General features: G+C 53.4%; 23 protein-coding genes and 1 other RNA gene. 4 read left to right on the forward strand and 20 right to left on the reverse strand.

What is annotated here, in order from left to right:
- Window positions 1-19: 19 nt before the first annotated feature.
- The 12 genes from murG to rsmI all read right to left on the reverse strand — a co-directional run bounded on the left by murG (window position 20) and on the right by rsmI (window position 12,391).
- Window positions 20-1,102, reverse strand: a complete 1,083-nt coding sequence (gene murG / locus Q334_RS0114170; RefSeq protein ID WP_027313786.1) for an undecaprenyldiphospho-muramoylpentapeptide beta-N-acetylglucosaminyltransferase — start codon at window positions 1,100-1,102, stop codon at window positions 20-22.
- Window positions 1,095-2,285, reverse strand: coding sequence for a putative lipid II flippase FtsW (gene ftsW / locus Q334_RS19275; protein WP_051527824.1), 1,191 nt, complete (start codon window positions 2,283-2,285; stop codon window positions 1,095-1,097). The genes murG and ftsW overlap by 8 nt, the downstream gene beginning before the upstream one ends.
- The gene (gene murD, locus Q334_RS0114180) at window positions 2,282-3,631 is read right to left on the reverse strand and encodes a UDP-N-acetylmuramoyl-L-alanine--D-glutamate ligase (RefSeq protein ID WP_027313787.1); all 1,350 of its coding nucleotides are present in this window, start codon (window positions 3,629-3,631) and stop codon (window positions 2,282-2,284) included. Before murD ends, ftsW begins: the two co-directional genes overlap by 4 nt.
- Window positions 3,632-3,640: 9 nt before the next feature.
- Window positions 3,641-4,726, reverse strand: a complete 1,086-nt coding sequence (gene mraY, locus Q334_RS0114185) for a phospho-N-acetylmuramoyl-pentapeptide-transferase (protein WP_027313788.1) — start codon at window positions 4,724-4,726, stop codon at window positions 3,641-3,643.
- A 1-nt stretch (window position 4,727) separates the two neighbouring features.
- The gene (locus tag Q334_RS0114190) at window positions 4,728-6,089 is read right to left on the reverse strand and encodes a UDP-N-acetylmuramoyl-tripeptide--D-alanyl-D-alanine ligase (RefSeq protein ID WP_027313789.1); all 1,362 of its coding nucleotides are present in this window, start codon (window positions 6,087-6,089) and stop codon (window positions 4,728-4,730) included.
- Entirely contained in the window at window positions 6,086-7,552 is a 1,467-nt protein-coding gene (locus Q334_RS0114195) for a UDP-N-acetylmuramoyl-L-alanyl-D-glutamate--2,6-diaminopimelate ligase (RefSeq protein ID WP_081414466.1), read from the reverse strand. The genes Q334_RS0114190 and Q334_RS0114195 overlap by 4 nt, the downstream gene beginning before the upstream one ends.
- Before the next feature lie 5 nt (window positions 7,553-7,557).
- Entirely contained in the window at window positions 7,558-9,249 is a 1,692-nt protein-coding gene (locus Q334_RS0114200; protein WP_027313791.1) for a peptidoglycan D,D-transpeptidase FtsI family protein, read from the reverse strand.
- Window positions 9,246-9,602 carry a cell division protein FtsL gene (ftsL, locus tag Q334_RS0114205; protein ID WP_081414467.1) on the reverse strand — a complete coding sequence of 119 codons (357 nt, stop codon included), beginning with the start codon at window positions 9,600-9,602 and terminating at the stop codon, window positions 9,246-9,248. The genes Q334_RS0114200 and ftsL overlap by 4 nt, the downstream gene beginning before the upstream one ends.
- A 1-nt stretch (window position 9,603) precedes the next feature.
- A complete protein-coding gene (rsmH, locus tag Q334_RS0114210; protein ID WP_027313793.1) occupies window positions 9,604-10,536 on the reverse strand; it encodes a 16S rRNA (cytosine(1402)-N(4))-methyltransferase RsmH in 933 nt (310 codons plus the stop codon).
- 8 nt (window positions 10,537-10,544) lie between these two features.
- Window positions 10,545-11,012: a division/cell wall cluster transcriptional repressor MraZ gene (gene mraZ, locus Q334_RS0114215; RefSeq protein ID WP_035461652.1), complete on the reverse strand. Its 468-nt coding sequence runs from the start codon at window positions 11,010-11,012 to the stop codon at window positions 10,545-10,547.
- A gap of 134 nt (window positions 11,013-11,146) precedes the next feature.
- An RNA gene (rnpB, locus tag Q334_RS20170) (RNase P RNA component class A) lies at window positions 11,147-11,494 on the reverse strand.
- A 45-nt stretch (window positions 11,495-11,539) separates the two neighbouring features.
- Window positions 11,540-12,391: a 16S rRNA (cytidine(1402)-2'-O)-methyltransferase gene (rsmI, locus tag Q334_RS0114220; RefSeq protein ID WP_027313795.1), complete on the reverse strand. Its 852-nt coding sequence runs from the start codon at window positions 12,389-12,391 to the stop codon at window positions 11,540-11,542.
- A 34-nt stretch (window positions 12,392-12,425) separates the two neighbouring features.
- Here rsmI and Q334_RS0114225 point away from each other — a divergent pair, with 34 nt between their 5' ends.
- The 4 genes from Q334_RS0114225 to Q334_RS0114240 are packed head-to-tail and all read left to right on the forward strand — an operon-like array spanning window position 12,426 to window position 15,781.
- A complete protein-coding gene (locus Q334_RS0114225; RefSeq protein ID WP_027313796.1) occupies window positions 12,426-14,246 on the forward strand; it encodes a penicillin-binding protein activator in 1,821 nt (606 codons plus the stop codon).
- 1 nt (window position 14,247) lies between these two features.
- Entirely contained in the window at window positions 14,248-14,604 is a 357-nt protein-coding gene (locus tag Q334_RS0114230; protein ID WP_027313797.1) for a YraN family protein, read from the forward strand.
- A 14-nt stretch (window positions 14,605-14,618) separates the two neighbouring features.
- A complete protein-coding gene (locus Q334_RS0114235; RefSeq protein ID WP_027313798.1) occupies window positions 14,619-15,212 on the forward strand; it encodes a phosphoheptose isomerase in 594 nt (197 codons plus the stop codon).
- Window positions 15,209-15,781 carry a BON domain-containing protein gene (locus Q334_RS0114240; RefSeq protein ID WP_027313799.1) on the forward strand — a complete coding sequence of 191 codons (573 nt, stop codon included), beginning with the start codon at window positions 15,209-15,211 and terminating at the stop codon, window positions 15,779-15,781. The genes Q334_RS0114235 and Q334_RS0114240 overlap by 4 nt, the downstream gene beginning before the upstream one ends.
- A gap of 3 nt (window positions 15,782-15,784) precedes the next feature.
- Here the strand turns inward: Q334_RS0114240 and Q334_RS0114245 are convergent, their stop codons facing one another.
- The 8 genes from Q334_RS0114245 to zapE all read right to left on the reverse strand — a co-directional run bounded on the left by Q334_RS0114245 (window position 15,785) and on the right by zapE (window position 21,985).
- Window positions 15,785-16,222 carry a ClpXP protease specificity-enhancing factor gene (locus Q334_RS0114245; RefSeq protein ID WP_027313800.1) on the reverse strand — a complete coding sequence of 146 codons (438 nt, stop codon included), beginning with the start codon at window positions 16,220-16,222 and terminating at the stop codon, window positions 15,785-15,787.
- 91 nt (window positions 16,223-16,313) lie between these two features.
- Window positions 16,314-16,943 (reverse strand): glutathione S-transferase N-terminal domain-containing protein, encoded by a 630-nt coding sequence (locus tag Q334_RS0114250; RefSeq protein ID WP_027313801.1) that lies wholly within the window; start codon window positions 16,941-16,943, stop codon window positions 16,314-16,316.
- Window positions 16,944-17,029: 86 nt separating this feature from the next.
- Complete coding sequence (locus Q334_RS0114255) at window positions 17,030-17,815, reverse strand: cytochrome c1 (protein WP_027313802.1); 786 nt, start codon at window positions 17,813-17,815, stop codon at window positions 17,030-17,032.
- Window positions 17,815-19,074 (reverse strand): cytochrome b, encoded by a 1,260-nt coding sequence (locus tag Q334_RS0114260; protein WP_051527826.1) that lies wholly within the window; start codon window positions 19,072-19,074, stop codon window positions 17,815-17,817. Before Q334_RS0114260 ends, Q334_RS0114255 begins: the two co-directional genes overlap by 1 nt.
- The gene (petA, locus tag Q334_RS0114265) at window positions 19,074-19,670 is read right to left on the reverse strand and encodes a ubiquinol-cytochrome c reductase iron-sulfur subunit (RefSeq protein WP_027313804.1); all 597 of its coding nucleotides are present in this window, start codon (window positions 19,668-19,670) and stop codon (window positions 19,074-19,076) included. The genes Q334_RS0114260 and petA overlap by 1 nt, the downstream gene beginning before the upstream one ends.
- A gap of 220 nt (window positions 19,671-19,890) precedes the next feature.
- Window positions 19,891-20,283, reverse strand: coding sequence for a 30S ribosomal protein S9 (gene rpsI, locus Q334_RS0114270; protein WP_027313805.1), 393 nt, complete (start codon window positions 20,281-20,283; stop codon window positions 19,891-19,893).
- Window positions 20,284-20,295: 12 nt separating this feature from the next.
- Window positions 20,296-20,724, reverse strand: a complete 429-nt coding sequence (rplM, locus tag Q334_RS0114275; RefSeq protein ID WP_027313806.1) for a 50S ribosomal protein L13 — start codon at window positions 20,722-20,724, stop codon at window positions 20,296-20,298.
- 154 nt (window positions 20,725-20,878) lie between these two features.
- Window positions 20,879-21,985 (reverse strand): cell division protein ZapE, encoded by a 1,107-nt coding sequence (zapE, locus tag Q334_RS0114280; RefSeq protein ID WP_027313807.1) that lies wholly within the window; start codon window positions 21,983-21,985, stop codon window positions 20,879-20,881.
- Window positions 21,986-22,014: the final 29 nt, after the last annotated feature.

The raw sequence follows: 22,014 nt of genomic DNA on the forward strand, positions 1-22,014 counted from the left end.
CGGAATCCAATCCTGGCCCTTAGCGGTCACGGCTTACCTCCTCACATACGGTTGCTACTTCCAAGGCCGCCATGGGCTTGGCTAATTGTTTCGCTTGGATGGCCATTATTTGTAAGCGGTTACGCTGGCCATAATCCTGCATCAGCTGCTGTAAGCGCGATACGCTCAGCTCTGACTGTGGTAACAGTAAGGCCGCCTGAGCCTCCACCAAAAAGCGAGCATTCGCGGTCTGGTGATCATCTACCGCATGGGGGAAAGGTACCAACACCGAAGCCACACCAGCCGCTGCCAATTCACTCACCGTCAGTGCACCTGCACGGCAAATTACCAAGTCCGCCCAGCCGTAGGCTGCTGCCATATCATCAATAAAAGGAGCAACACGGGCGTTTAAGCCATGTTGCTGATACAGGCGCTGGGTCGCTTCAAAATGACGCTCCCCCGTCTGATGCCAAAGCTCTGGACGCTGTTCTGCAGGCAGTGCAGCCAACCACTCAGGAATCACTGCATTAATGGCTGCGGCACCAAGACTGCCCCCTACCACTAGCACGCGCAAAGGCGCATCGCCACGCTCAGCATAACGCTGTTGGGGCGGAGCCAACTGAAACAGGCTGGCACGCACAGGATTACCAACGATTTGCGCACTCCCCAAGCCGGCCTGGGCCGGCGTAAAGGCCGCCAGCACCCGCTTAGCAAAGCGGGCTAAAACCTTGTTTGTTAAGCCTGCGATAGCATTTTGCTCATGGATTACCAAAGGGCGTCGCAATACCCAAGCGGCCAAACCGCCGGGACCACTGGCATAGCCCCCCATTCCCAATACCACCTGGGGCTTGAGTACCGACACCACCTTAAGGGCCTGGCCACAGGCCCGGGCTAAACGCACAGGCGCCAACAACCAACCTTTGAGCCCCTTCCCACGCAAACCACCGACTTCAATCGCATGCAGGGGAATATCCGCCTGGGGCACCAGCTTCGCTTCTATACCCTGTTGAGTACCTAGCCAGTGCAACTCATATCCACGCTCTCGTAACACTTGCGCGGCAGCCAGCGCCGGAAACACATGGCCACCGGTGCCACCCGCCATAATCAGGGCAACCTTAGCCATACACCACACTCCTGAGTTGAGCCCGCCGCAATGCTTCACAGCGCGCCTCGTAGTCGACCCGCAACAAAATGGCGATCAACACTAAACAGATCACCAGGCTACTGCCACCGTAAGAGATCAGCGGCAACGTCAGGCCTTTTGTGGGTAACACTCCCACATTTACGCCGATATTGATAAAGGCTTGCCCTGCAATCAGCAGTGCCGTGCCATAGGCCATAAAGGCAGAAAAATGCTGGCGCAGCAGCTCTGCACGCTGGCCAATTAAAAAGGCTCGATACACCAGCCAGGCATAGAGTGCGATGACCGTCAACGCGCCTATCAATCCCAACTCTTCTGCCAGTACCGCATAAACGAAGTCAGTGTGAGCCTCCGGCAGATAGAACAGTTTCTGTACAGAGTTACCCAAGCCCAGGCCAAACCAATCCCCCCGCCCAAAGGCAATTTGTGCCTGTGTTAGCTGGTAACCGCTACCATAGGGGTCCGCCCAGGGATCGAGATAGGTCATCAAGCGCTGGCGGCGATAATCCTCTAACCAGGCTCCCGCCCCCACCGCGGCTAGAGCACTGGCAATCACCAGCAAGAACTGCCACATGCGCATGCCGCCCATAAAAATCATGCCAAACACGATGCCCAGGGTGACCACCGCCGCACCCAGGTCCGGTTCCATCAGCATGAGAATGACGGGGAGCACCAGCACCAGCATCGCTTTGACAAAACCAGACCAATGCTTACGCACTTCATCCAAGCGCCGGGTTAAATAGCTGGCCATGTACATCATCAAAAACAGCTTGGCGACTTCCGAGGCCTGGATATTGATCGGGCCCAGGCTTAGCCAGCGCGCACTCCCGTTAACGACCCGCCCAACCCCCGGAATCAAGACCAGCACCAGTAGCACGATCGCAGCTAACAGGCACCACCAATGCTGACGCTGCCAATACTCTAAGGGAACACGCCAGGCCAATGCCGCGATGATGAGCCCGACGACCATAAAGACCGCATGACGTTTGGCTTGATAGAAGGGATCATTAAAACGAACCTCAGCCACCTCTATCGACGCAGAGGTCACCATCACCAAACCAATCAATAGCAAAGCGCCGACCGCCAGCATCAACCAGCCATCAAAGGGTCCAGCGATGCGGCCATAGACCGGCACCTCAACCGCTTTGCCCCAATGCCACCTCATGCAGGCAACTCCTGTACTGCCTGCATAAAGACCTCGCCCCGATGCTCAAAGTGGTTAAACATATCGAAGCTGGCACAGGCGGGGGATAACAACACCGCATCCCCCGGTTGCGCCAACATAGCAGCCTGCTCGACCGCCTCTTGCATAGAGGTGGCACGCACCACTGCTAAATCACCTGCATGGGCAGCGATTTTCTCCGCGTCACGACCAATCACTACCAGGGCACGGCCATAGGTCGCCAATGGCGGGGCAAGCTCAATAAAGTCGGCTCCCTTGCCATCTCCCCCAGCAATCAACACAATTTTGCCACTTAGATCGCCTCCCAAGCCCTGCAAGGCAGCCAAGGTAGCACCGACATTAGTGCCTTTGGAGTCATTGAAGTAAAGCACCCCCTGACGCTCACGTACCCATTGGCAACGATGAGTCAGCCCTGCAAACTCTCGCAAGGTGGCCAGCATAGCCTCCATCGGCAAACCAACGCTGTGCCCTAATGCCAAGGCTGCCAAGGCATTGGCCTGATTATGCAAACCGCGGATTTTTAAACTGGAGGTCGGTAGCAGACGTTGCTTACGGTATGCCAACCAACTGTGCCCCTGCTCATCTCGCTCCAGTCCAAAGGTATCCAAATCAGAAGGGCCCAAGCTGAAATACCAGTGAGGCAGCGCATCGGCCACCAACGGGCGTGACAACACATCATCTTTGTTCACCACCACTTGGCGGCAACCACGGAAAATACGATGTTTGGCCGCATGGTAAGCCTGTAAGTTGGGATAGCGATCCATATGATCCGGGCTGATATTCAGCACGGTTGCCACTTCGGCACGCAAACTATGGGTGGTTTCCAGCTGAAAGCTGGACAGCTCCAACACATAGAGGTCTATATCCTCTAATGGCAACTGCAAGGCAGGGGTGCCCAGATTGCCTCCCACCGCAACCCGGCGCCCGGCTTGCTCCGCCATCAAGCCCACCAAGGTCGTTACCGTACTTTTAGCATTAGAGCCGGTGATCGCTACGATAGGTGCCTTGGCCTCTCGGCAGAAGAGTTCGATATCCCCAACCACCTGCACACCTGATGCGATAGCTGCCGCAATTTCCGGCGTGCTGAGGGCCAGGCCTGGACTGACCACTAACTCCGAGGCCATCTTCAGGGTCTCGACCTGCAGCCCTCCCAGCTCATAAGGCACATCCGGAAACTCAGCCTGCAACTCAGCCAGGCCTGGCGGTTGGCTACGGGTATCCACCACCGCCACCCTTTTACCCCGTTGCCGTAAAAAACGTACGCAGCTCAAGCCGGTCTTACCCAGACCGACCACGATCACTAACTGATCACTTCCTATTTGCTGCATAGCCACGCCTTAACGAATTTTTAATGTAGCCAAACCGATCAACACCAATACCACGGTGATGATCCAAAAACGGACGATGACACGGGGTTCGGGCCAGCCTTTCAGTTCAAAGTGATGATGCAGAGGGGCCATACGGAAAATCCGCCGCCCAGTCAGCTTGAACGAGCCGACCTGCAAGATGACCGATACGGTCTCCATCACGAAGACGCCGCCCATGATAAAGAGCACTAGCTCCTGGCGCACAATCACCGCGATCACCCCCAACACAGCCCCTAACGCCAAAGCCCCCACATCTCCCATAAAGACCTGGGCGGGGTAGGTGTTAAACCAGAGAAAGCCGAGTCCTGCCCCAACAATCGCCCCGCATATCACCAGCAACTCACCGCTGCCTGGCACATGAGGAATCAGAAGATACTCAGCAAACTTGATATGGCCGGTGACATAAGCAAAAACCCCCAGTGCACCTGCCACCATCACTGTCGGCAGAATCGCTAGGCCATCCAGGCCATCGGTCAGGTTGACCGCATTCGAGCTGCCAACAATGACTAAATAGGTCAGCACCACGAAGGCCAACGCCCCCAATGGCAACACCGCATTTTTAAAGAAAGGTAGGATCAGGGTGGTTTCCACCGGGCTGGTCGCAGTCATATAAAGGAAAATCGCCGCCCCTAGGCCGCCGATAGACTGCCAGAAGTATTTCCAGCGCGCAGGTAAACCACGGGGATTACGCTCGACCACTTTACGATAGTCATCTACCCAACCCACGGCACCAAAAATCGTCATCACCGCTAACACCACCCATACGTAGCGGTTACTAAGATCCGCCCATAAGAGCGTGCTAATAGCAATGGCGATGAGAATCAACGCGCCCCCCATCGTAGGGGTATCCGCCTTACTTAGATGGGTCTGAGGGCCATCGGAACGTACTGCCTGACCAATTTTGTATTCGCGCAACTTGCGAATCATCGCAGGGCCAATCAGCAGCGAAATCAGCAGCGCAGTCAATACACCGAGAATGCCGCGAAAAGTCAGGTACTGGAAAACCGTAAAGCCACTATAAAACTGAGTTAACCAGCCAGTTAGCCAAAGCAGCATCTTAGTTCTCCTGCTCCAGCAACACCTTCACCACCTGCTCCATCTGGGCACTACGCGAGCCCTTGCACAATACCACCATGTCTGGATTCACCCTGGTTTTTAATGCAGCAATCAGCTGCTCTTTATTATCAAAATGCCATGCTTGTCCTGGACCACGATAGGCCGCAACTGCAGCCTTATTCTGGGGCCCACAGGCAAATAACCATTCAACGCCCTGCTGCCCGGCATACTCACCAACCAACTGATGGCCACGCACAGTTTCTTCACCCAACTCTGCCATGTCGCCGACCACCAGCACATGAGGGCCAGGCAAACTCATTAGTAAATCAATAGCCGCACACATCGCCTCGGGATTGGCGTTGTAACTATCATCGATTACCCGCAGCCCTGTAGAGCTACGCTGGGCATGTAAACGCCCTTTCACTGCCTCTACCCCTTCCAGCCCCGCTTGAATCGCATCCAAGCTGACGCCTTGAGCATAGGCAGCGGCAGCGGCCGCTAAGGCATTCACTACATTGTGACGGCCAAGCAGTTGCAATTTTATGCCGCGTGCCTGTCCATCTAACTGCAGGGTGAAATGCCAATGACCGTCAGCATCCATATGCAGATCAGTTGCCCGGCAATCAGCGGCTTCCGCCAAACCAAAAGACAGCACTCTACGCTGCCCCGCGCGCTGATACCAATTACCAAAATGAGGATCATCCGCATTCAAAATGGCCGCACCAGCGGCAGGCAAGCCATCAATGATTTCTCCCTTGGCTTGCACCACACCGGCCAAGCTGCCAAAACCCTCAATGTGGGCCCGCCCAGCATTCGTCAGGATACTGACCTGAGGGCGGGTCATCGCAACCGTCCGGGCTATTTCCCCTATGCCGCTGGCACCCAATTCGATCACTGCCGCCTGGTGCTGCTCATTAAGCTCTAACAACGTCAGGGGAGCACCGATCTCATTATTCAGATTGCCTCGCGTGGCTAGGGTAAAGCCCTCTTCACGCATAATCGCTGCTAGCATTTCTTTAACGGTGGTCTTACCCGCACTGCCAGTGACCGCAGCCACTTTGCCACTGAACAAGCTCCGGTTATAGGCCCCTAGTTGCCCCAAAGCAGTGAGGGTGTTAGTGACCTGAAAGACAGGCAAACTGCTTTGCACTGCTTTATGTACCACCACCGCCACCGCACCGGCTTGCTCAGCCTGATCGATAAATTGGTGACCATCAAAACGCTCGCCTTCGAGCGCAACAAACACATCACCCCTTTGCAAACTACGGCTATCCGTACAAATACGCTGTACCTTAGCCTGCTGTGTGGGCTGAGGAAGTTGCAGCGCTTCTGCAATGGTGGCAAGGCTCCAGGAGCCAATCATGGGGCTAACTCCAGGTAATGTCTGGCGACATCCAAATCAGAGAAATGATGTTTCACACCGGCAATGTCCTGATAGGTTTCATGACCCTTACCGGCAATTAGAATAATGTCGGTGCGATCCGCCTGAGCGATGGCACTGGCAATCGCCTTGGCACGATCGGTAATAATCTGCACCCGTGCGGGGTGACGGAAGCCCGCCAACGTATCACTAATGATCTGCTCTGGATCCTCAAAGCGCGGGTTATCCTGGGTCAAGACCAATTGATCCGCATGCGCTTCAACCGCCTCCGCCATCAATGGACGCTTGCCACGGTCACGATCTCCGCCACAACCAAACACACACCACAGGCGCCCCTGTACGTGATCACGCAGAGCAGTGAGTGCCTGCACCAAAGCATCAGGGGTGTGGGCATAATCCACCACCACCAAAGGCCGCTCCGGCACCACCAAGGACTCCATACGTCCATTTACCCGGGGCAGGTTATTCACTGCCTGAGCGATCTGACTCAGGGTAAAGCCCTGCGCATAGAGTACCGCGACCACAGCCATCAGATTGCTAACATTGAAGCGGCCTAACAAAACAGATTCGAGCGCCAGCTCACCCAGGGGGGTATATAGCCGCAACGCCATACCCTGGGTATGGGGTTGCCATTCCAGCACATGAAAATCCGCTTCTGGCTGCCCCCAGGAATAGCTGAGCGGACGCACTCCAGCAGGCAGTTGCTGCAAAATTTGACGCCCATAGGGATCATCCAGATTCACGACCGCTTCGGCCAGATCAGGCCAGGTGAATAGCCGTTGCTTGGCGGCGGCGTAAGCCTCCATAGTGCCATGGAAGTCCAGATGATCACGGGTCAGATTGGTAAAAACCGCGGTGCGAAAACGCACTCCAGCTACCCGCCCCTGTACTAAAGCATGGGAAGAGACTTCCATCGCCAGTGCCTGACAGCCCTGCTGTTGAAAGCGCTGCAAATATTGATGCACACGCAGCACATCCGGAGTGGTGTGGGTCGCTTCATCCAACTGCCCTACCCGACCATAACCCAGTGTTCCCATCAGGGCGCAAGGCTTAGCCAAACTATCCAGTGCCCGGGCAATAAACTGGGTTACCGAGGTTTTACCGTTAGTCCCCGTCACCCCTATTACATCCATACAGGTAGCAGGCTCTCCATGATAACGAGCCAGGTACTCTCCCAAGCGGGATGCTAATCCGGCAATCACCAGTTGCTGTTCGACAGGGCAATCGGCTACAGGCTCAGCACTGACAATTAACTCAGCCCCCCGCTCCAGTGCCTGACGCACAAATGCCTGACGCTGCGGATGTTGCGGCTGTTCAAGCACAAACCAATCACCGGTTTGTACCTGGCGACTATCCAAGCGCAACGGGCGCACAGGCCGCTGTTGCCAGCCTTCCGGCAGGGCTGCATCGGTTATCCATTGTCCCAAAGTTTGAGGTTGGGTCATGTTGCTCACTTGCTGTTATTGGCAGTCAGGGCTTGTAAATCATCTGGGGGAATATTCATTAAGCGCATTGCCCCGGAAACAAAATTACGAAATACCGGTGCAGCCACGGCACCACCGTAGTATTCCTTGCCGCTGGGATCATCAATGATCACCACCGCAATGACTTTGGGGTTACTGATGGGCGCCACGCCGGCAAACACAGACAGGTATTTTTTTGCTTCATAACCCGCTGCCCCCACTTTATGTACGGTGCCGGTTTTACCGCCGAGACGATAACCTGGTACCTGGGCACGGGAGGCAGTGCCGCCAGGTTTAACCACTGTTTCCAACATATTTAACACTTGATTGGCCACTTCTGGACTCAGCACCTGCTGTCCCTGGGGTAAATTAACCCGCTTCAATAAGGACAGGGGATACATCATGCCGCCAGTAGCAAAAGGCAGATAAGCTCGGGCAAGCTGCAATGGCGTCACTGACAAGCCATAACCATATGACATCGTCGCTAACTGCAAAGTTTGGGTAGCTTTATAACGAGGTAACGTACCGATTTGTTCGCCAGGGAAGCCGGTTTCTGTTGGCTGCCCCAAACCGAAGTTATAGGCATAGCTCCACAGCGTCCCCTCCGGCAAAGCCAATGCTAACTTGGTGGAGCCAACGTTACTGGACTTGGTAATCACCCCAGTGATATCCAGTACGCCATAGTTATGATGGTCGCGAATAGTCTTATTCAGGACTCGCATATAGCCAGGATTGGTATCCATTAGCGAGCTAGGCTTCACCAAGCCTTCCTGTAAAGCCGCAGCGACTGTAATGGCCTTCATGGTGGAGCCTGGCTCAATCAAATCCGTAATCGCGCGGTTGCGCAGACTGGCTGAGGTCACCTCATTACGATTGTTGGGGTTGTAAGCCGGCTGATTCACCATTGCCAGGACTTCGCCAGTCTTGGCATCCAGCACCACCATGGTACCCGCCTTAGCACCATTGGCTGCCACGTTGGCCTTCAGCTCCCGATAGGCTAAATACTGTAAGCGCAGATCGATACTCAACTGGAGATCCTGACCAGGCTTAGCGGGACGCTCCAAACGGATGTCTTTGATATTGCGCCCTAAACGATCACGCAACACCTCTTTAACCCCCGGGACCCCCTGCAGCCATTGATCATAGGCCAGTTCCATCCCTTCCTGTCCTTTACCATCCACATCGGTAAAGCCAAGCAAGTGGCTGGTCACCTCCCCTGCAGGGTAAAAACGGCGATATTCTTTACGACTGAAGACTCCGGGAATTTGCAGCTGCATCACCGCTTCTGCTTCACCTGGGGTCATGTGGCGGCGCAGGTACATAAACTCTTTACTGGCTAGCGCCTCAATACGGCTAGAGAGGCGATCAGCGGGAATGGCCAACGCCTGGGCCAACTCAGTCCAACGATCTGGATGCTGGGATAGAATCTGTGGCTCCGCCCAAAGGGTCTCCACTGGCGCACTGATCGCCAGGGGCTCGCCATTACGATCAACAATCATGCCGCGATGAGCAGGAATCTCTTCTTTGCGTAACGCCCGCGCATCCCCCTGATTATTGAGGAACTCTTTATTGATCAGATGCAAATTGATCAGCTGGGCAACCAAAATCAGCGCCAGCAACGCCAGCGCACCGAGAACAATGCGCATCCGCCAAGGAAACAGTGGCTGATGATCAGTCATGGCTGCACCATTTGAATGCTTTTGGTGTCCGGCACATACATTTGCAGGCGTTCCCGTGCCAACAGTTCAACACGGCCATGGGCAGACCAGGTGCTCTCCTCCAGTAACAACTGGCCCCACTCTACCTCAAGCTGATCCCGTTGTTTCTCCAGCCCCTGCAACTCAGCAAACAACTTGCGATTCCAGTGAGCATTTAAAATAACAGCCACCGCCGTACCTAACAGCAACACCACCAACACACTCAGCAGCCTGAGACGCCATGATCCCCAGGGCAACTGCAACACTGGATGCAAGCTCGTATCCAGGCCACTGCCACGTGTTAACTTGCGCAAATGAGAGCGCCAAGCCGTCATGCTAGATCCGCTCCGCCACACGCATCACGGCGCTACGAGAACGCACATTGTCATCCACCTCACCATCGGAGGCTTTCCAGGCTTTTCCTAGAGGACGCAAGGTAACATTGAGGGCACTGTGCTGAACGGGTAAGTCCCGAGGCAACTCCTCCCCTTTCGACTCTTTGCGAATGAAACGTTTAACCAGACGATCTTCCAGAGAATGGAAGCTAATCACCACCATCCTGCCACCCTGACATAAAGCCGGTGGGATAGCGGCCAAACAGGTCTCGATATCTTCCAACTCACGGTTGATAAAAATACGAATCGCCTGGAACGCACGGGTAGCGGGATGCTTACCTTTTTCCCACTTGGGATTAGCCGCCGCAATCAGCTTCGCCAACTGCGCGGTACGCTCCAATGGCTGTTCTTGACGGGTTTCCACCACGGCGCGGGCCATACGTCGGGCAAACTTTTCTTCACCATAGGTAAAGAGCACGTCCGCCAACTCTTTTTCACCGACCTGGGCCAGCCACTGTGCAGCACTCATACCACGACTGGTATCCATGCGCATATCCAGGGGACCGTCATGCTGAAAGCTAAAGCCGCGTTCGGGGTTATCAAGCTGAGGTGAGGAGACTCCCAAATCCAACAAAACACCCTGCACTCGCCCCTGACGATCGCGCTCAGTGATTAACTGTGCTAAGTCAGCGAAGGATGCATGGGCAATTTCGAAACGGGGATCATGGGCGAATTCACGCTCAGCATGGGCAATCGCTTCAGGGTCTTTATCGATAGCCAAAAGACGCCCCTGCGGCCCTAAGCGAGAAAGGATTAAGCGACTATGCCCACCCCGACCAAAGGTGCCATCTACATAGAAACCATTCGGATCGGTCACCAGTTGCTCAACCGCCTCCTCGAGCAACACAGTTACATGCCGATACTCTTGTGTCATTGAAGTGCCTATAGTGCCAGCTCGGTCAATTCTATTGGTAGTTCGGCCAGCTCTTTGGGAGCCGCCAGATAACTTTCACGCATACGGCGCCAACAATTTTCATCCCAAAGCTCAAAACGCTGGCCTTGGCCAATGAGGGCCACTTGTTTATCCAGCCCTGCGTACTCACGCAGTAATCCTGGTAGTAATACCCGCCCCTGTTTATCCATTTGCACATCGGTTGCGTGACCAATAAGCAAACGCTGGATCCGACGCGCTGCCGGGTTATAGCTGGGCAATGCCTGCAACTTCGCCTGGATACGCTCCCAGGCAGACAAGGGATAAAGCAGCAAACAGGGGTCTTCTGTGTCAATGGTCAGCACCAGCGCCCCATCAGCCAGCTCCAGCATCAAATCACGATAGCGACTAGGGAGCGTCATTCGCCCCTTATCATCGAGATTCAAGCTTGCTAAGCCACGCAGACCGGTCTCGCTCACCAATATGCCCCACTTTATCCCACTTTCCCCCACGAACTATAGGAATCAGCCTACACAAATGCAAGCGCATCCCTGCAGTAGCGCATTACAGCGCTCCAGCTGTGATGAGTACGTAAAGGAAAATAAAGAAGAAGAGGCTGAGTTCGCCTATAAGCCGGGTTCTGTCTTGGACAGTCATTCATCTAGGGCTTGCGTCACCACAAGCCTCAAGCGACCTACCCGGATCCAGCGCGGGCCACGCCTATGGATCCCTATTTGGTCTTGCTCCGAGTGGGGTTTACCATCGCCGTGGAATGTTGCCACCCACGCGGTGCGCTCTTACCGCACCTTTTCAACCTTACCGGCTCTTACGAGCTTAGGCGGTGTCCTTTCTGTTGCACTTTCCGTAGGCTCACGCCCCCCAGACGTTATCTGGCACTCTGCCCTATGGAGCCCGGACTTTCCTCCCCCTGCATGCAGGCGGCGACTGTCCGGCGAACTCAGGGCGGCAAGGATACCATGCCAAATATGCCTGACAAGCCCCCGTCTTATACGGATGCGCCGTTCTGTTGTGCCAAGGCCCACTGATAGAGCACTTTGCGTGACTCTCCCGTAATTTTTGCCGCCGCTGCCGCGGCCTGGCTCACCGACATCGACTCCAATAGAATTGTCATCACCCGCTCACCTTCAGCAGAAATACCTGTCTGCTCAGGCTTTTCCACTCCCTGCACAATCAGCACCATCTCACCCTTTTGCTGATTAGCATCGGCACGCACCTGAGCCAACACCTCAGCAACTGGGCCGGACAGAAAAGTTTCAAAGGTTTTACTCAGTTCGCGCGCTAAAACAAGGTGACGTTCGCCTCCCCAAACACTGTGCATGGCTTCCAGGGTCGCCAGAATACGATGTGGACTTTCATAACACACAAGCGTCCGCGACTCCTGCGCATAAGCCTGCAGACTTTGCTCTCTAGCTTGTGCTTTAGCAGGTAAAAAACCTTCAAAAATGAAGCGATCTGTTGGCACTCCGCTGGCACAAAGCGCCGCGATTAGTGCACAGGCCCCCGGCACCGGCACTACTTTAAAGCCAGCCTGGCGCACCGCACGCACCAGATAAAAGCCAGGATCGGAGATGAGTGGCGTTCCCGCATCCGAGATAATCGCCACTCTTTCACCCTGCGTTAATCGCTGTACAATAGCCTCGGTTTGCTGACGTTCATTATGATCATGCACCGCCACCATAGGGGTGCGAATATCAAAATGAGATAACAAGCGCTGGCTATGGCGCTTATCTTCAGCCGCGATAACATCCACGGAACGTAGTACCTCAAGGGCCCGGGGAGTAATATCGCCAAGATTGCCTATGGGCGTTGCAACTATATATAGGGCGTGTTCAAGCATGCCTGGTCACTTTTTTAACAAACAAGGATCGACTGTGAGCGTGCGCCATTATAAGAGCCTGGCCTTTGCCCTGGCCATAGCAGCTTCCTTAACACTGTCTGGATGTGTTTCTACCGGCACCTCAGTAAATCAAAGTGCTTCTTCCACTAACACTAACAACTGGCAGTCCATTGAGCATGTGCAACAACAAGCCGCCACGATGGAGGCCGGTGAACGCGCCGAGTTTTTATTACTCAACGCAGAACAATTGATGACGGATGGACGCCCTGGCGAAGCTAGTCGCCTCGCCGATTTAGTTGACGCCCAACAACTCGATGCAGAGCTGCAACTGGAATACGCCTTCCTGCGCGCTAAGCTCGAAATCAATCGTCAGGATGCCGGGCAAGCACTGTTTTGGTTGCACTCTCCTATTTTCAAACGCATCCAACTCAGCGCCGTCGACGCCCAGTTATTGCATCAATTACGTGCCCAGGCACATGAAATGAGCCAGCAGTGGCTCCTAGCAGCGCAAGAACGGATTAACCTGGCAGCCTTGCTACAGGGAGAACAGCGGCAAACTCAGCACAACCTGATTTGGAGCAACCTCAATAAGAGCCGCGATACAGAACTACAACAAGCCCGCCGCGAAGCCTTGGATGAGCATAGCCAAGGCTGGTTGGAACTTGCCTTACTCGTTCGCCAAAGCAGCGATCTGGCGCAACAACTACAACAGGTCACTAACTGGAAGCGCAACTATCCTCAGCACCCGGCAAGCACCCAGTTACCCGGGGAGTTAGCCTCACTACTGCAAACCAATCTGAGTCTCCCCCCCCGAGTGGCGCTATTACTGCCTTTCTCTGGTCAGTACGCCAGTGTCGCCCAAGCCATTCAGCAAGGCTTTATGCAAGCCTACTTTCTGCGTCAGCAAAGTGGACTTCCCACACCAGAAGTACTGATGAAGGACAGTGAGCACTACCCCAATCTACTTTCACTCTATGATGAGTTGCGTAGCCAGGAAGTCGAGTTCATCGTTGGCCCCCTGCGCAAAGAACAACTACAACAACTCCTACAGGTTGATCAGCTCAGCATCCCCACTCTGGCACTCAATCAAGTGGATGCCCCCTATTACCCCGATCAACTCTTTATGTACAGTCTGCAAATTGAGGATGAAGCCAAGCAATTAGCTGATCAGGCCTGGCAAGCAGGGCAGCGCCGCCCTCTCCTCTTGATCCAACAAACCGACTGGGCTAAGCGTGCAGCCGATGCCTTTAGTCAGCGCTGGCAGGAATTGGGCGGGCAAATCCAGGATAAGTATCAGTTCAATGCCGATGAGCCCTTTGTCGAGCGAGTCAAAGACTGGCTACAACTCTCCCATAGCGTTAGCCAAATTAAGGCACTGCAGAAGCGTAATAGTGGCAGCGTCTTGCCCGGCAGACGCCAGGACATCGACATGATCTTTACCGTGGCCCAACCCCAGGCGGCACGCCAATTATTACCTGCCTTAGCCTTTAACTTTGCCAGCGATCTGCCCGTTTATGCTACTTCGCACATCTATTCAGGCCAGCCCAACCCACAACTTGATCAAGACCTGAACGGTGTACACTTCACCCTGATGCCCATCCTGCTCAAGGCAGCAGAAGGCAGCAGCGATGTACCGGAAATGCCCGCCAACCTGCTCACTTTCTACGCTATGGGTAAGGATGCCTTCGAACTCTTCATGCGTTTACCCCTAATGCAGGAGCACCACAGCAGTCGTGTTTATGGCGAATCAGGGAACCTCTGGCTCACGCCGCCCTTAATTCAACGGGAGCTGAGCTTCGTAAAAATGCGTAGCGGCACCCCTTATCCGCTACTCACTAACCAGCCTCAGGACTAACATGCACGCTTTCTGGCGGGGGCGCAGTGGTGAAGACCGCGCCCTAGCATTTCTACAACAACGCGGCTGGCAGCTACTAGGCCGCAACCTGCGTCTGGCGGACGGGGAGCTTGATTTAGTCATGCTGGATGGCCAAACCCTGGTCTTTATCGAAGTCAAACTGCGCCAGCAACAAGCTTTAGTCGATCCCGCTAGTGCTGTGGATGCGCGCAAACAACAGCGCTTACGTCATGCCGCCCAGGCTTTTTTACAAGCCAATCCAAAATGGCAGCAGCATTTTTGCCGCTTTGATGTAGTATGCGTCACTGAAACCAACCAGCAGTTTCACTACCAACTGCTCAGCAACGCTTTTTCCTGATCTTAAGGTACCCAATGGAGTTACAGGACCGCATTATTGCGCAGTTCCACCATAGCATCGACATCATGGTGCACACGGTGGAAACCCAAACCCCGCTGATTGCCCACGCTAGCGAAATGATGCTGCACTGTTTACTGAGTGACGGCAAAATCCTCTGCTGTGGTAATGGCCGCTCCGCCATTGATGCCCAGCTATTCGCCACGCAGTTACTCCATCGCTATGAGCGAGATCGCCCTGGCTTACCCGCACTGGCATTGACCACCGATGCAGCCACCCTCACTGCCATTGCTAACGAGCACAGCTATAGCGATATATTTTCCAAACAAATCCGTGCTCTAGGCCAACCAGGTGACATCCTACTGGCACTCTCTACCTCGGGCCGCTCTGCCAATATTGTGCAAGCCATTCAGGCCGCCCATGATCGCGACATGATGGTGATCGCCCTTACGGGAGCCGATGGAGGCGATATTGCAGCCTTGTTACGCCCAGAAGAAGTCGAGATTCGCGTGCCCTCAGAAGCACCCGCACGCACCCAGGAAGTTCATACTTTGATTATTCATTGCTTATGTGATCTGCTTGATCATCAATTATTTGGAGGAGAAGCATGAAACTGCGCGCCCTAGCCACGCTTTTTGCCTGCTCATTAGTGCTATCAGGTTGCTCAAACTTGATTAGTGCAGGCCGGGAAGGCCCGATTGAAGAAGACTACACCACTCCCACCACCGGCAGTGCCATTGATGACGAGATCATCGAAACCAAGGCCAACGTCAATATTAGCAAGGGATCACCCCAGGTTACCCATGCACGTATTAATGTTACCAGCGTGAATGGTGTGGTATTACTGACAGGCCAGGTACCTAACGAACAGGCCAAGCAAGAAGCGCAAAATATTGTCAGTCAGGTGCGCAAAGTACGTAAAGTGCACAACATGCTGAGCATTGCCCCTAGCGCCAGCCTAATGGCACAAAGCCAAGACACCTTTATTACTACACAAATTAAAACCAAGATGTTCGGCGACCCCCTTGTCCCCAGTGGCAAAGTCAAGGTGATCACCGAAATGGGCATCGTCTATCTAATGGGCCTGGTTACGCCCCAGGTTGCCGATCGCGCCGTGGAGCTGGTCCGCCAGGTTGGCGGAGTCCAGCAAGTTGTTAAGGTGTTTGAATATATTCAGTAAGCTTTACTTCACTACCTTTAGCTTGGCTCTACCCTTAGGCGGGGTGGGGTCAGGCTGCTCATCCCCGTCATCCTCTGCTACACCCTCACCAGCCTCTCGCCCTGCTGCGATAGCATCCAACTCTTCTGCACCAGGCTCAAAGCCAAAGCCCATTCCCTGGCCATTTTCTCGCGCATAAATCGCTAAGACCGCCGCAATTGGCACAACGACCTGCATCGGCACCCCACCAAAACGGGCTGAAAAAGTAACATCGGCATTAGTCATTTGCAGCCCCTGTACCGCGGAGGGAGCGACATTCAAGGTAATCTGTCCCTCTTGCACAAATTGACGCGGCACCCTCACCCCAGGACACTCGGCATCCACCACAATATGCGGTGTCATTTGGTTTTCCAGCACCCACTCATAGAGTGCGCGCAGCAAAAACGGACGACTTGCTAACATGCATTACCTCTTACTTGGCCAAGCACGACCATACTATTACACCAACAAAAAGGGGGCCTATGCCCCCTCTAGCCTGCTCCAATCAGCACGCTTAGCTGCGCATTTCCTTCTCTGCCTCAGAGAGGCTCAGGCGGAAAGACTCGCGCTCGAACACTCGACTCATATACTTCAGCAGAGGCTTCGCTGACTTTTCTGGCAACTCAATCCCCAGCACTGGCAAACGCCACAAAATAGGTGCAGCACAGCAATCCACCAAGGTGAACTCCTCACTCATAAAGTAAGGCAGCTCATTAAAGATCGGCGCGATTGTAATCAGGTTGTCGCGCAAGTTCTGTCGAGCCTGTTCTACCGTAGCGGCATCTTTATTGGCCAGAATCGTGTCAACATCGCCACACCAATCACGTTGAATACGATACATCAGCTGACGGCTTTCGGCGCGGGCAACAGGATATACGGGCAACAAGGGCGGATGGGGGAAACGCTCATCCAGGTACTCCATCATGATATTGGCTTCATAGAGCACCAAATCACGATCCAACAACGTGGGCAGGGAGTTATAAGGATTCAGGGATGTGACATCTTCCGGCAAATGATCCGGATCAGTGTCCAGCACATCTACAGTAACCCCCTTCTCCGCCAACACGATACGAACACGGTGACTGTAATGATCTTCACCATGCGAGAAAAAGGTCATTGAAGAACGCTTAGCCACAACACCCATGTCGTTAACCTCTTTATCAATTAAAAACGCAGAAATGCCAACGCGGCCCACTGGGGAGCCGCGTAAAACAAGCTAACTTTTATGGCTTAGTGCACGTCACGCCAGTATTCGCGTTTCAGTGCATAGGCAAACACAAAGAAGATAGCGAGGAAGATCAACACATAGGTACCCAAGCGCTGACTTTCAAGCTTAGAGGGCTCACCGATGTAGACCATGAAGTTAACCAGATCATAAACAAACTGGTCATACTCCGCAGTGGTCATCTTCGCCGTTTCAGGACGAATGCCAATGACATCGCACTGAGTTTCTTCAAAGGCCTTACCCGTCAAAGGATCAACCTTAGTGTTGCCATTCTCGTCCTTAACCGCTACAGGCTTACAGGTCTTTTCAGGAATACCCTGAAGCTCCATCAGCACATGCGGCATGCCCACATTGGGGAACACGGTATTGTTCACACCGAAAGGACGACTCTCATCAACATAGAATGCACGCAGATAGGTGTACAACCAATCTGCACCACGCAGACGTGCTTCCAAAGTCAAGTCAGGAGGAGGCGCACCAAACCACGCTTTCGCATCTTCTGCACGCATGGCAATGGTCATCTGCTCACCAATTTTATGGCCTGGCAGCAGCAGATTCTGCTCCACAATATCTGCAGGCACACCCAGATCCTGAGCTGCACGCTCATAACGCTGATAGTTAGCAGAGTGACAGCTCAGGCAGTAGTTTTTAAATGCTGCCCAACCACGCTGCAAAGAAGCCGTATCGTGCAAATCAGTACGATGCTCGTCGAGTGGAATCGCAGGGCCACCCGCCGCGACCGCCATCACTGGCAGTAACGCGGAAAATAAGAAGGCAATTAGCTTTTTCATCATCCGGTCACTCGCTCAGGTACAGGTTTGGTGGATTCCATGCGGGTGTAGAACGGCATCAGAATGAAGTAGGCGAAATACAGGGTAGTACAGATCTGAGAGACCACAGTACGAGCACCAGTAGAAGGCAGTGCACCCAATACACCTAAAATCACAAAGCTGACAGCGAAGATTACCATCCACAGTTTGCTCAACCAGCCTTTGTAGCGGATGGATTTAACTGGTGAACGGTCCAGCCAAGGCAGCACAAACAGAATCGCAATCGCTGCCCCCATCACAACCACACCCCAGAATTTCGCATCCACACCAAATAATGGATAGGTAACTGCGCGCAGCATGGCGTAGAAAGGAGTGAAGTACCACACAGGAGCGATATGCTCAGGGGTTTTCAATGGGTTCGCCGGTTCAAAGTTAGGCTTCTCGATGAAATAGCCACCCATCTCCGGGAAGAAGAACACCACAGTACAGAACACCATCAGGAACACTACCACACCTACAATGTCTTTCACGGTGTAGTAGGGATGGAAAGGAATACCATCTACAGGAATACCGTTCTCATCTTTATTCGCTTTAATTTCAATACCGTCGGGGTTGTTAGAACCCACTTCATGCAGCGCAATAATATGCAGTACTACCAGTGCCAGTAACACGATAGGCAACGCAATAACATGCAGCGAGAAGAAACGGTTCAGGGTAATACCAGAGATCAGGAAGTCACCACGCACCCATTGCGCCAGATCCTCACCTACAACTGGGATGGCACCAAACAGGGAAATAATTACCTGAGCGCCCCAGTATGACATCTGTCCCCAAGGCAGCAGATAACCCATGAAGGCTTCAGCCATTAGCGCCAGGTAAATTGTCATACCAAAAATCCACACCAACTCACGCGGCTTACGGTACGAGCCGTATAACATGCCACGGAACATATGCAGATAAACCACAACGAAGAAGGCAGAAGCGCCAGTAGAGTGCAGATAGCGAATCAACCAACCGTATTCAACATCACGCATGATGTATTCAACGGAAGCAAAAGCCCCTTCGGCGCTGGGGTTAAAGCTCATAGTCAACCAAACACCTGTCAGGATCTGGTTAACCAGCACTAAAAGTGCCAGGGAGCCAAAGAAATACCAAAAGTTAAAGTTTTTCGGCGCGTAGTATTTGGACAGATGATCTTCCCACATTTGGGTAGCGGGAAAGCGCTCATCAATCCAGCCCATCAGGCCACCGGACGCCTTGCTGCGGTTCGGGTTACCCATTAGGCAGTCTCCTTATCAACACCCACGACAATGGTATTGTCATCCAGGTAGGAATGGGGGGGGATTACCAGGTTGGTGGGGGCAGGAACCCCTTTATAAACCCGACCGGACAAGTCAAAACGAGAGCCATGGCATGGGCAAAAGAAACCACCCAACCAATCACTACCCAAGTCTGCTGGCCCAACTTCAGGACGATAAGTAGGAGAACATCCCAAGTGAGTACAGATCCCCACCATTACTGCCACATCAGGCTTTAAGGAGCGAGTTGCCTCCTTGGGGATATAGTCCGGCTGCTGCGGCTTTTCAGAAAACGGATCAGCCACAACCTCGTTCATTTTTTCGAGATTAGCGATCATCTCGTCACTGCGCTTCACCACCCACACTGGCTTGCCACGCCACTCGACAATCATCTGCTGACCAACTTCCAGCTTGCTAATGTCGACTTTTACCGGAGCACCGGCCGCCTTTGCTTTGGCGCTGGGGTTCCAGGAGGCTACGAAGGGTACTGCAGCGCCGACCGCTCCAACCGCACCGACTACGGAGGTTGAGGCGACCAGGAAACGCCGACGTCCCTTATTCACGCCGTCATTGCTCATTACAGGTTTTCTCCCATATACGCATACTTTACCCGCTGCCCATCTCAGCGAATAAAACGGAATGCTTGTGCACGGCACCAAATCACGGAAATGCCGCAAATGGTAATGAAATTACGCGACCAACACAAGGCAAAAACCTTGATGCAAATAAGGTTTTAGTCTAACTCCAGAAACAAAAAACCCCATGGAATCCATGGGGTTTTTTGCCAATCCCAAACGATTAACGCTTGGAGAATTGAGGACGCTTACGGGCTTTACGCAGACCCACTTTCTTACGCTCAACTTCACGAGCATCGCGAGTCACATAACCCGCTTTACGCAGTGCAGAGCGCAGAGTCTCGTCATACTGCATCAGCGCACGGGTAATACCGTGACGGATAGCACCGGCCTGACCGGAGTTACCACCGCCAGCAACAGTGATTACCACATCAAACTTTTCAGTCGCATCTACCAGCTCTAGAGGCTGGCGTACTACCATGCGGGCAGTTTCGCGACCAAAGTACTCTTCCAGAGTACGCTTGTTAATCAGAATACGACCACTACCCGGCTTTAGGAACACACGGGCAGAAGAGGTCTTGCGACGACCGGTACCGTAGTATTGAGTCACAGACATGGCTACCTTCCCTTACACATTCAGTTCTTGGGGCTGCTGGGCAGCGTGAGGATGCTCGGCACCAGCGTATACCTTCAGTTTGGCATACATGGCGCGACCCAGAGGACCCTTGGGCAGCATGCCGCGTACGGCCAGCTCAATAACACGCTCAGGCGCGTGATCGATCAGCTGGTCAAAGCTCATGGACTTCAAACCACCAGGATAACCAGTGTGGCGGTGGTACATCTTGTCCGCACCCTTGTTACCAGTTACGCGCACCTTGGCAGCGTTCACTACTACAATGTAGTCACCGGTATCAACGTGAGGAGTATATTCAGTCTTATGCTTGCCACGCAGACGGCGGGCAATTTCGGTGGCCAAACGACCCAGGGTCTTGCCCTCGGCGTTCACCACAAACCAGTCACGCTGTACAGCGTCTGGCTTAGCGCTCAGAGTTTTCATCGCTTTCTTCCTATCCAGCCTGCATCAACGATGATGCGGCTACCTATTTTTATTCGTTGTAACCCGAACATGCCCGGTTACAACACAATACACCCACCCCTAGAGGCAGGCGGCGCATTATAGCGACATTCCACTCTAATGCAAAGGCTAAACATTAAGCACGGTGGGCTCGCGCCAGGTACTCTTTGGACTGCATTTCCAGCAAGCGGCTGGTGGTACGCTCAAACTCAAAACTCAGGCGCCCTCCCGCATATAGCTCATGCAATGCTACTTCAGCGGATAAAATAAGCTTCACCCCAGAGTCATAAAACTCATCGACCAAATTGATAAAGCGGCGAGCTTGGTCATCTTTATTCCCCCCCAACTGGGGAACATTCGAAACCAACACGGCATGAAACTCTTTGGCTAACTCGATATAGTCATTTTGACTGCGCGGACCATCACACAACTCGACGAAATCAAACCAAGCCACATCCTCACAAATTTTTCGTGCCCGAATGCCACGCCCATTAATCTGTAAAACGGGCGCCTCCTCCAGCTCCTCTATATCAGGCACGAGCGCAGTAAAACTTTCATTCAGACTAACATCCGCAGCGGCATCCAGAGGCCAGTGATAAAGCTCTGCCTGTTCCAATGCCCGCAGACGATAATCTACCCCACCATCGACATTCACGACTTCTGTATGTTTATTAAGCAAGGCAATGGCCGGTAAAAAACGCTGACGCTGCAAGCCATCCTTATACAAACCATCAGGAACGATGTTAGAAGTGGTCACCAAGGTCACACCATTGGCAAACAGCTGCTCCAGCAAGCCACCGAGTATCATCGCATCCGTGATATCAGTAACAAAGAACTCGTCAAAGCAGAGCACTCGGGTTTCCGCCGCATACTTACGCCCAATCACAACCAGCGGATTTGGCGTACCCGCTAAAGCCTTCAAGTCTTCATGCACCCGCTGCATAAAGCGGTGAAAATGCAGACGCAACTTCTGCTCAAACGGCAAACAGTCATAGAAGGTGTCCATCAAATAGGTTTTACCCCGTCCGACGCCCCCCCAAAAATACAGCCCTTTAACAGGCTCCACCTGCTTCTTGGCAAACTTAGTACTGAGTCGTTGTAACAACCCCGACTTGGGCTGGTGTTGTCGCACCAATAGCTCTTCATAGACCCGTTGCAGGTGCATTACCGCCTGCTCCTGGGCAGGGTCATAGAGGAAGTCGGGGCGGGTCAGATCCTGACGATATCTCTCCAGCGGAGTCATGCTTATATATTCCGGTAGGCAGGTCATAG

It is taken from the genome of Balneatrix alpica DSM 16621, from assembly GCF_000619885.1.
Classification (GTDB): Bacteria; Pseudomonadota; Gammaproteobacteria; order Pseudomonadales; family Balneatricaceae; genus Balneatrix; species Balneatrix alpica.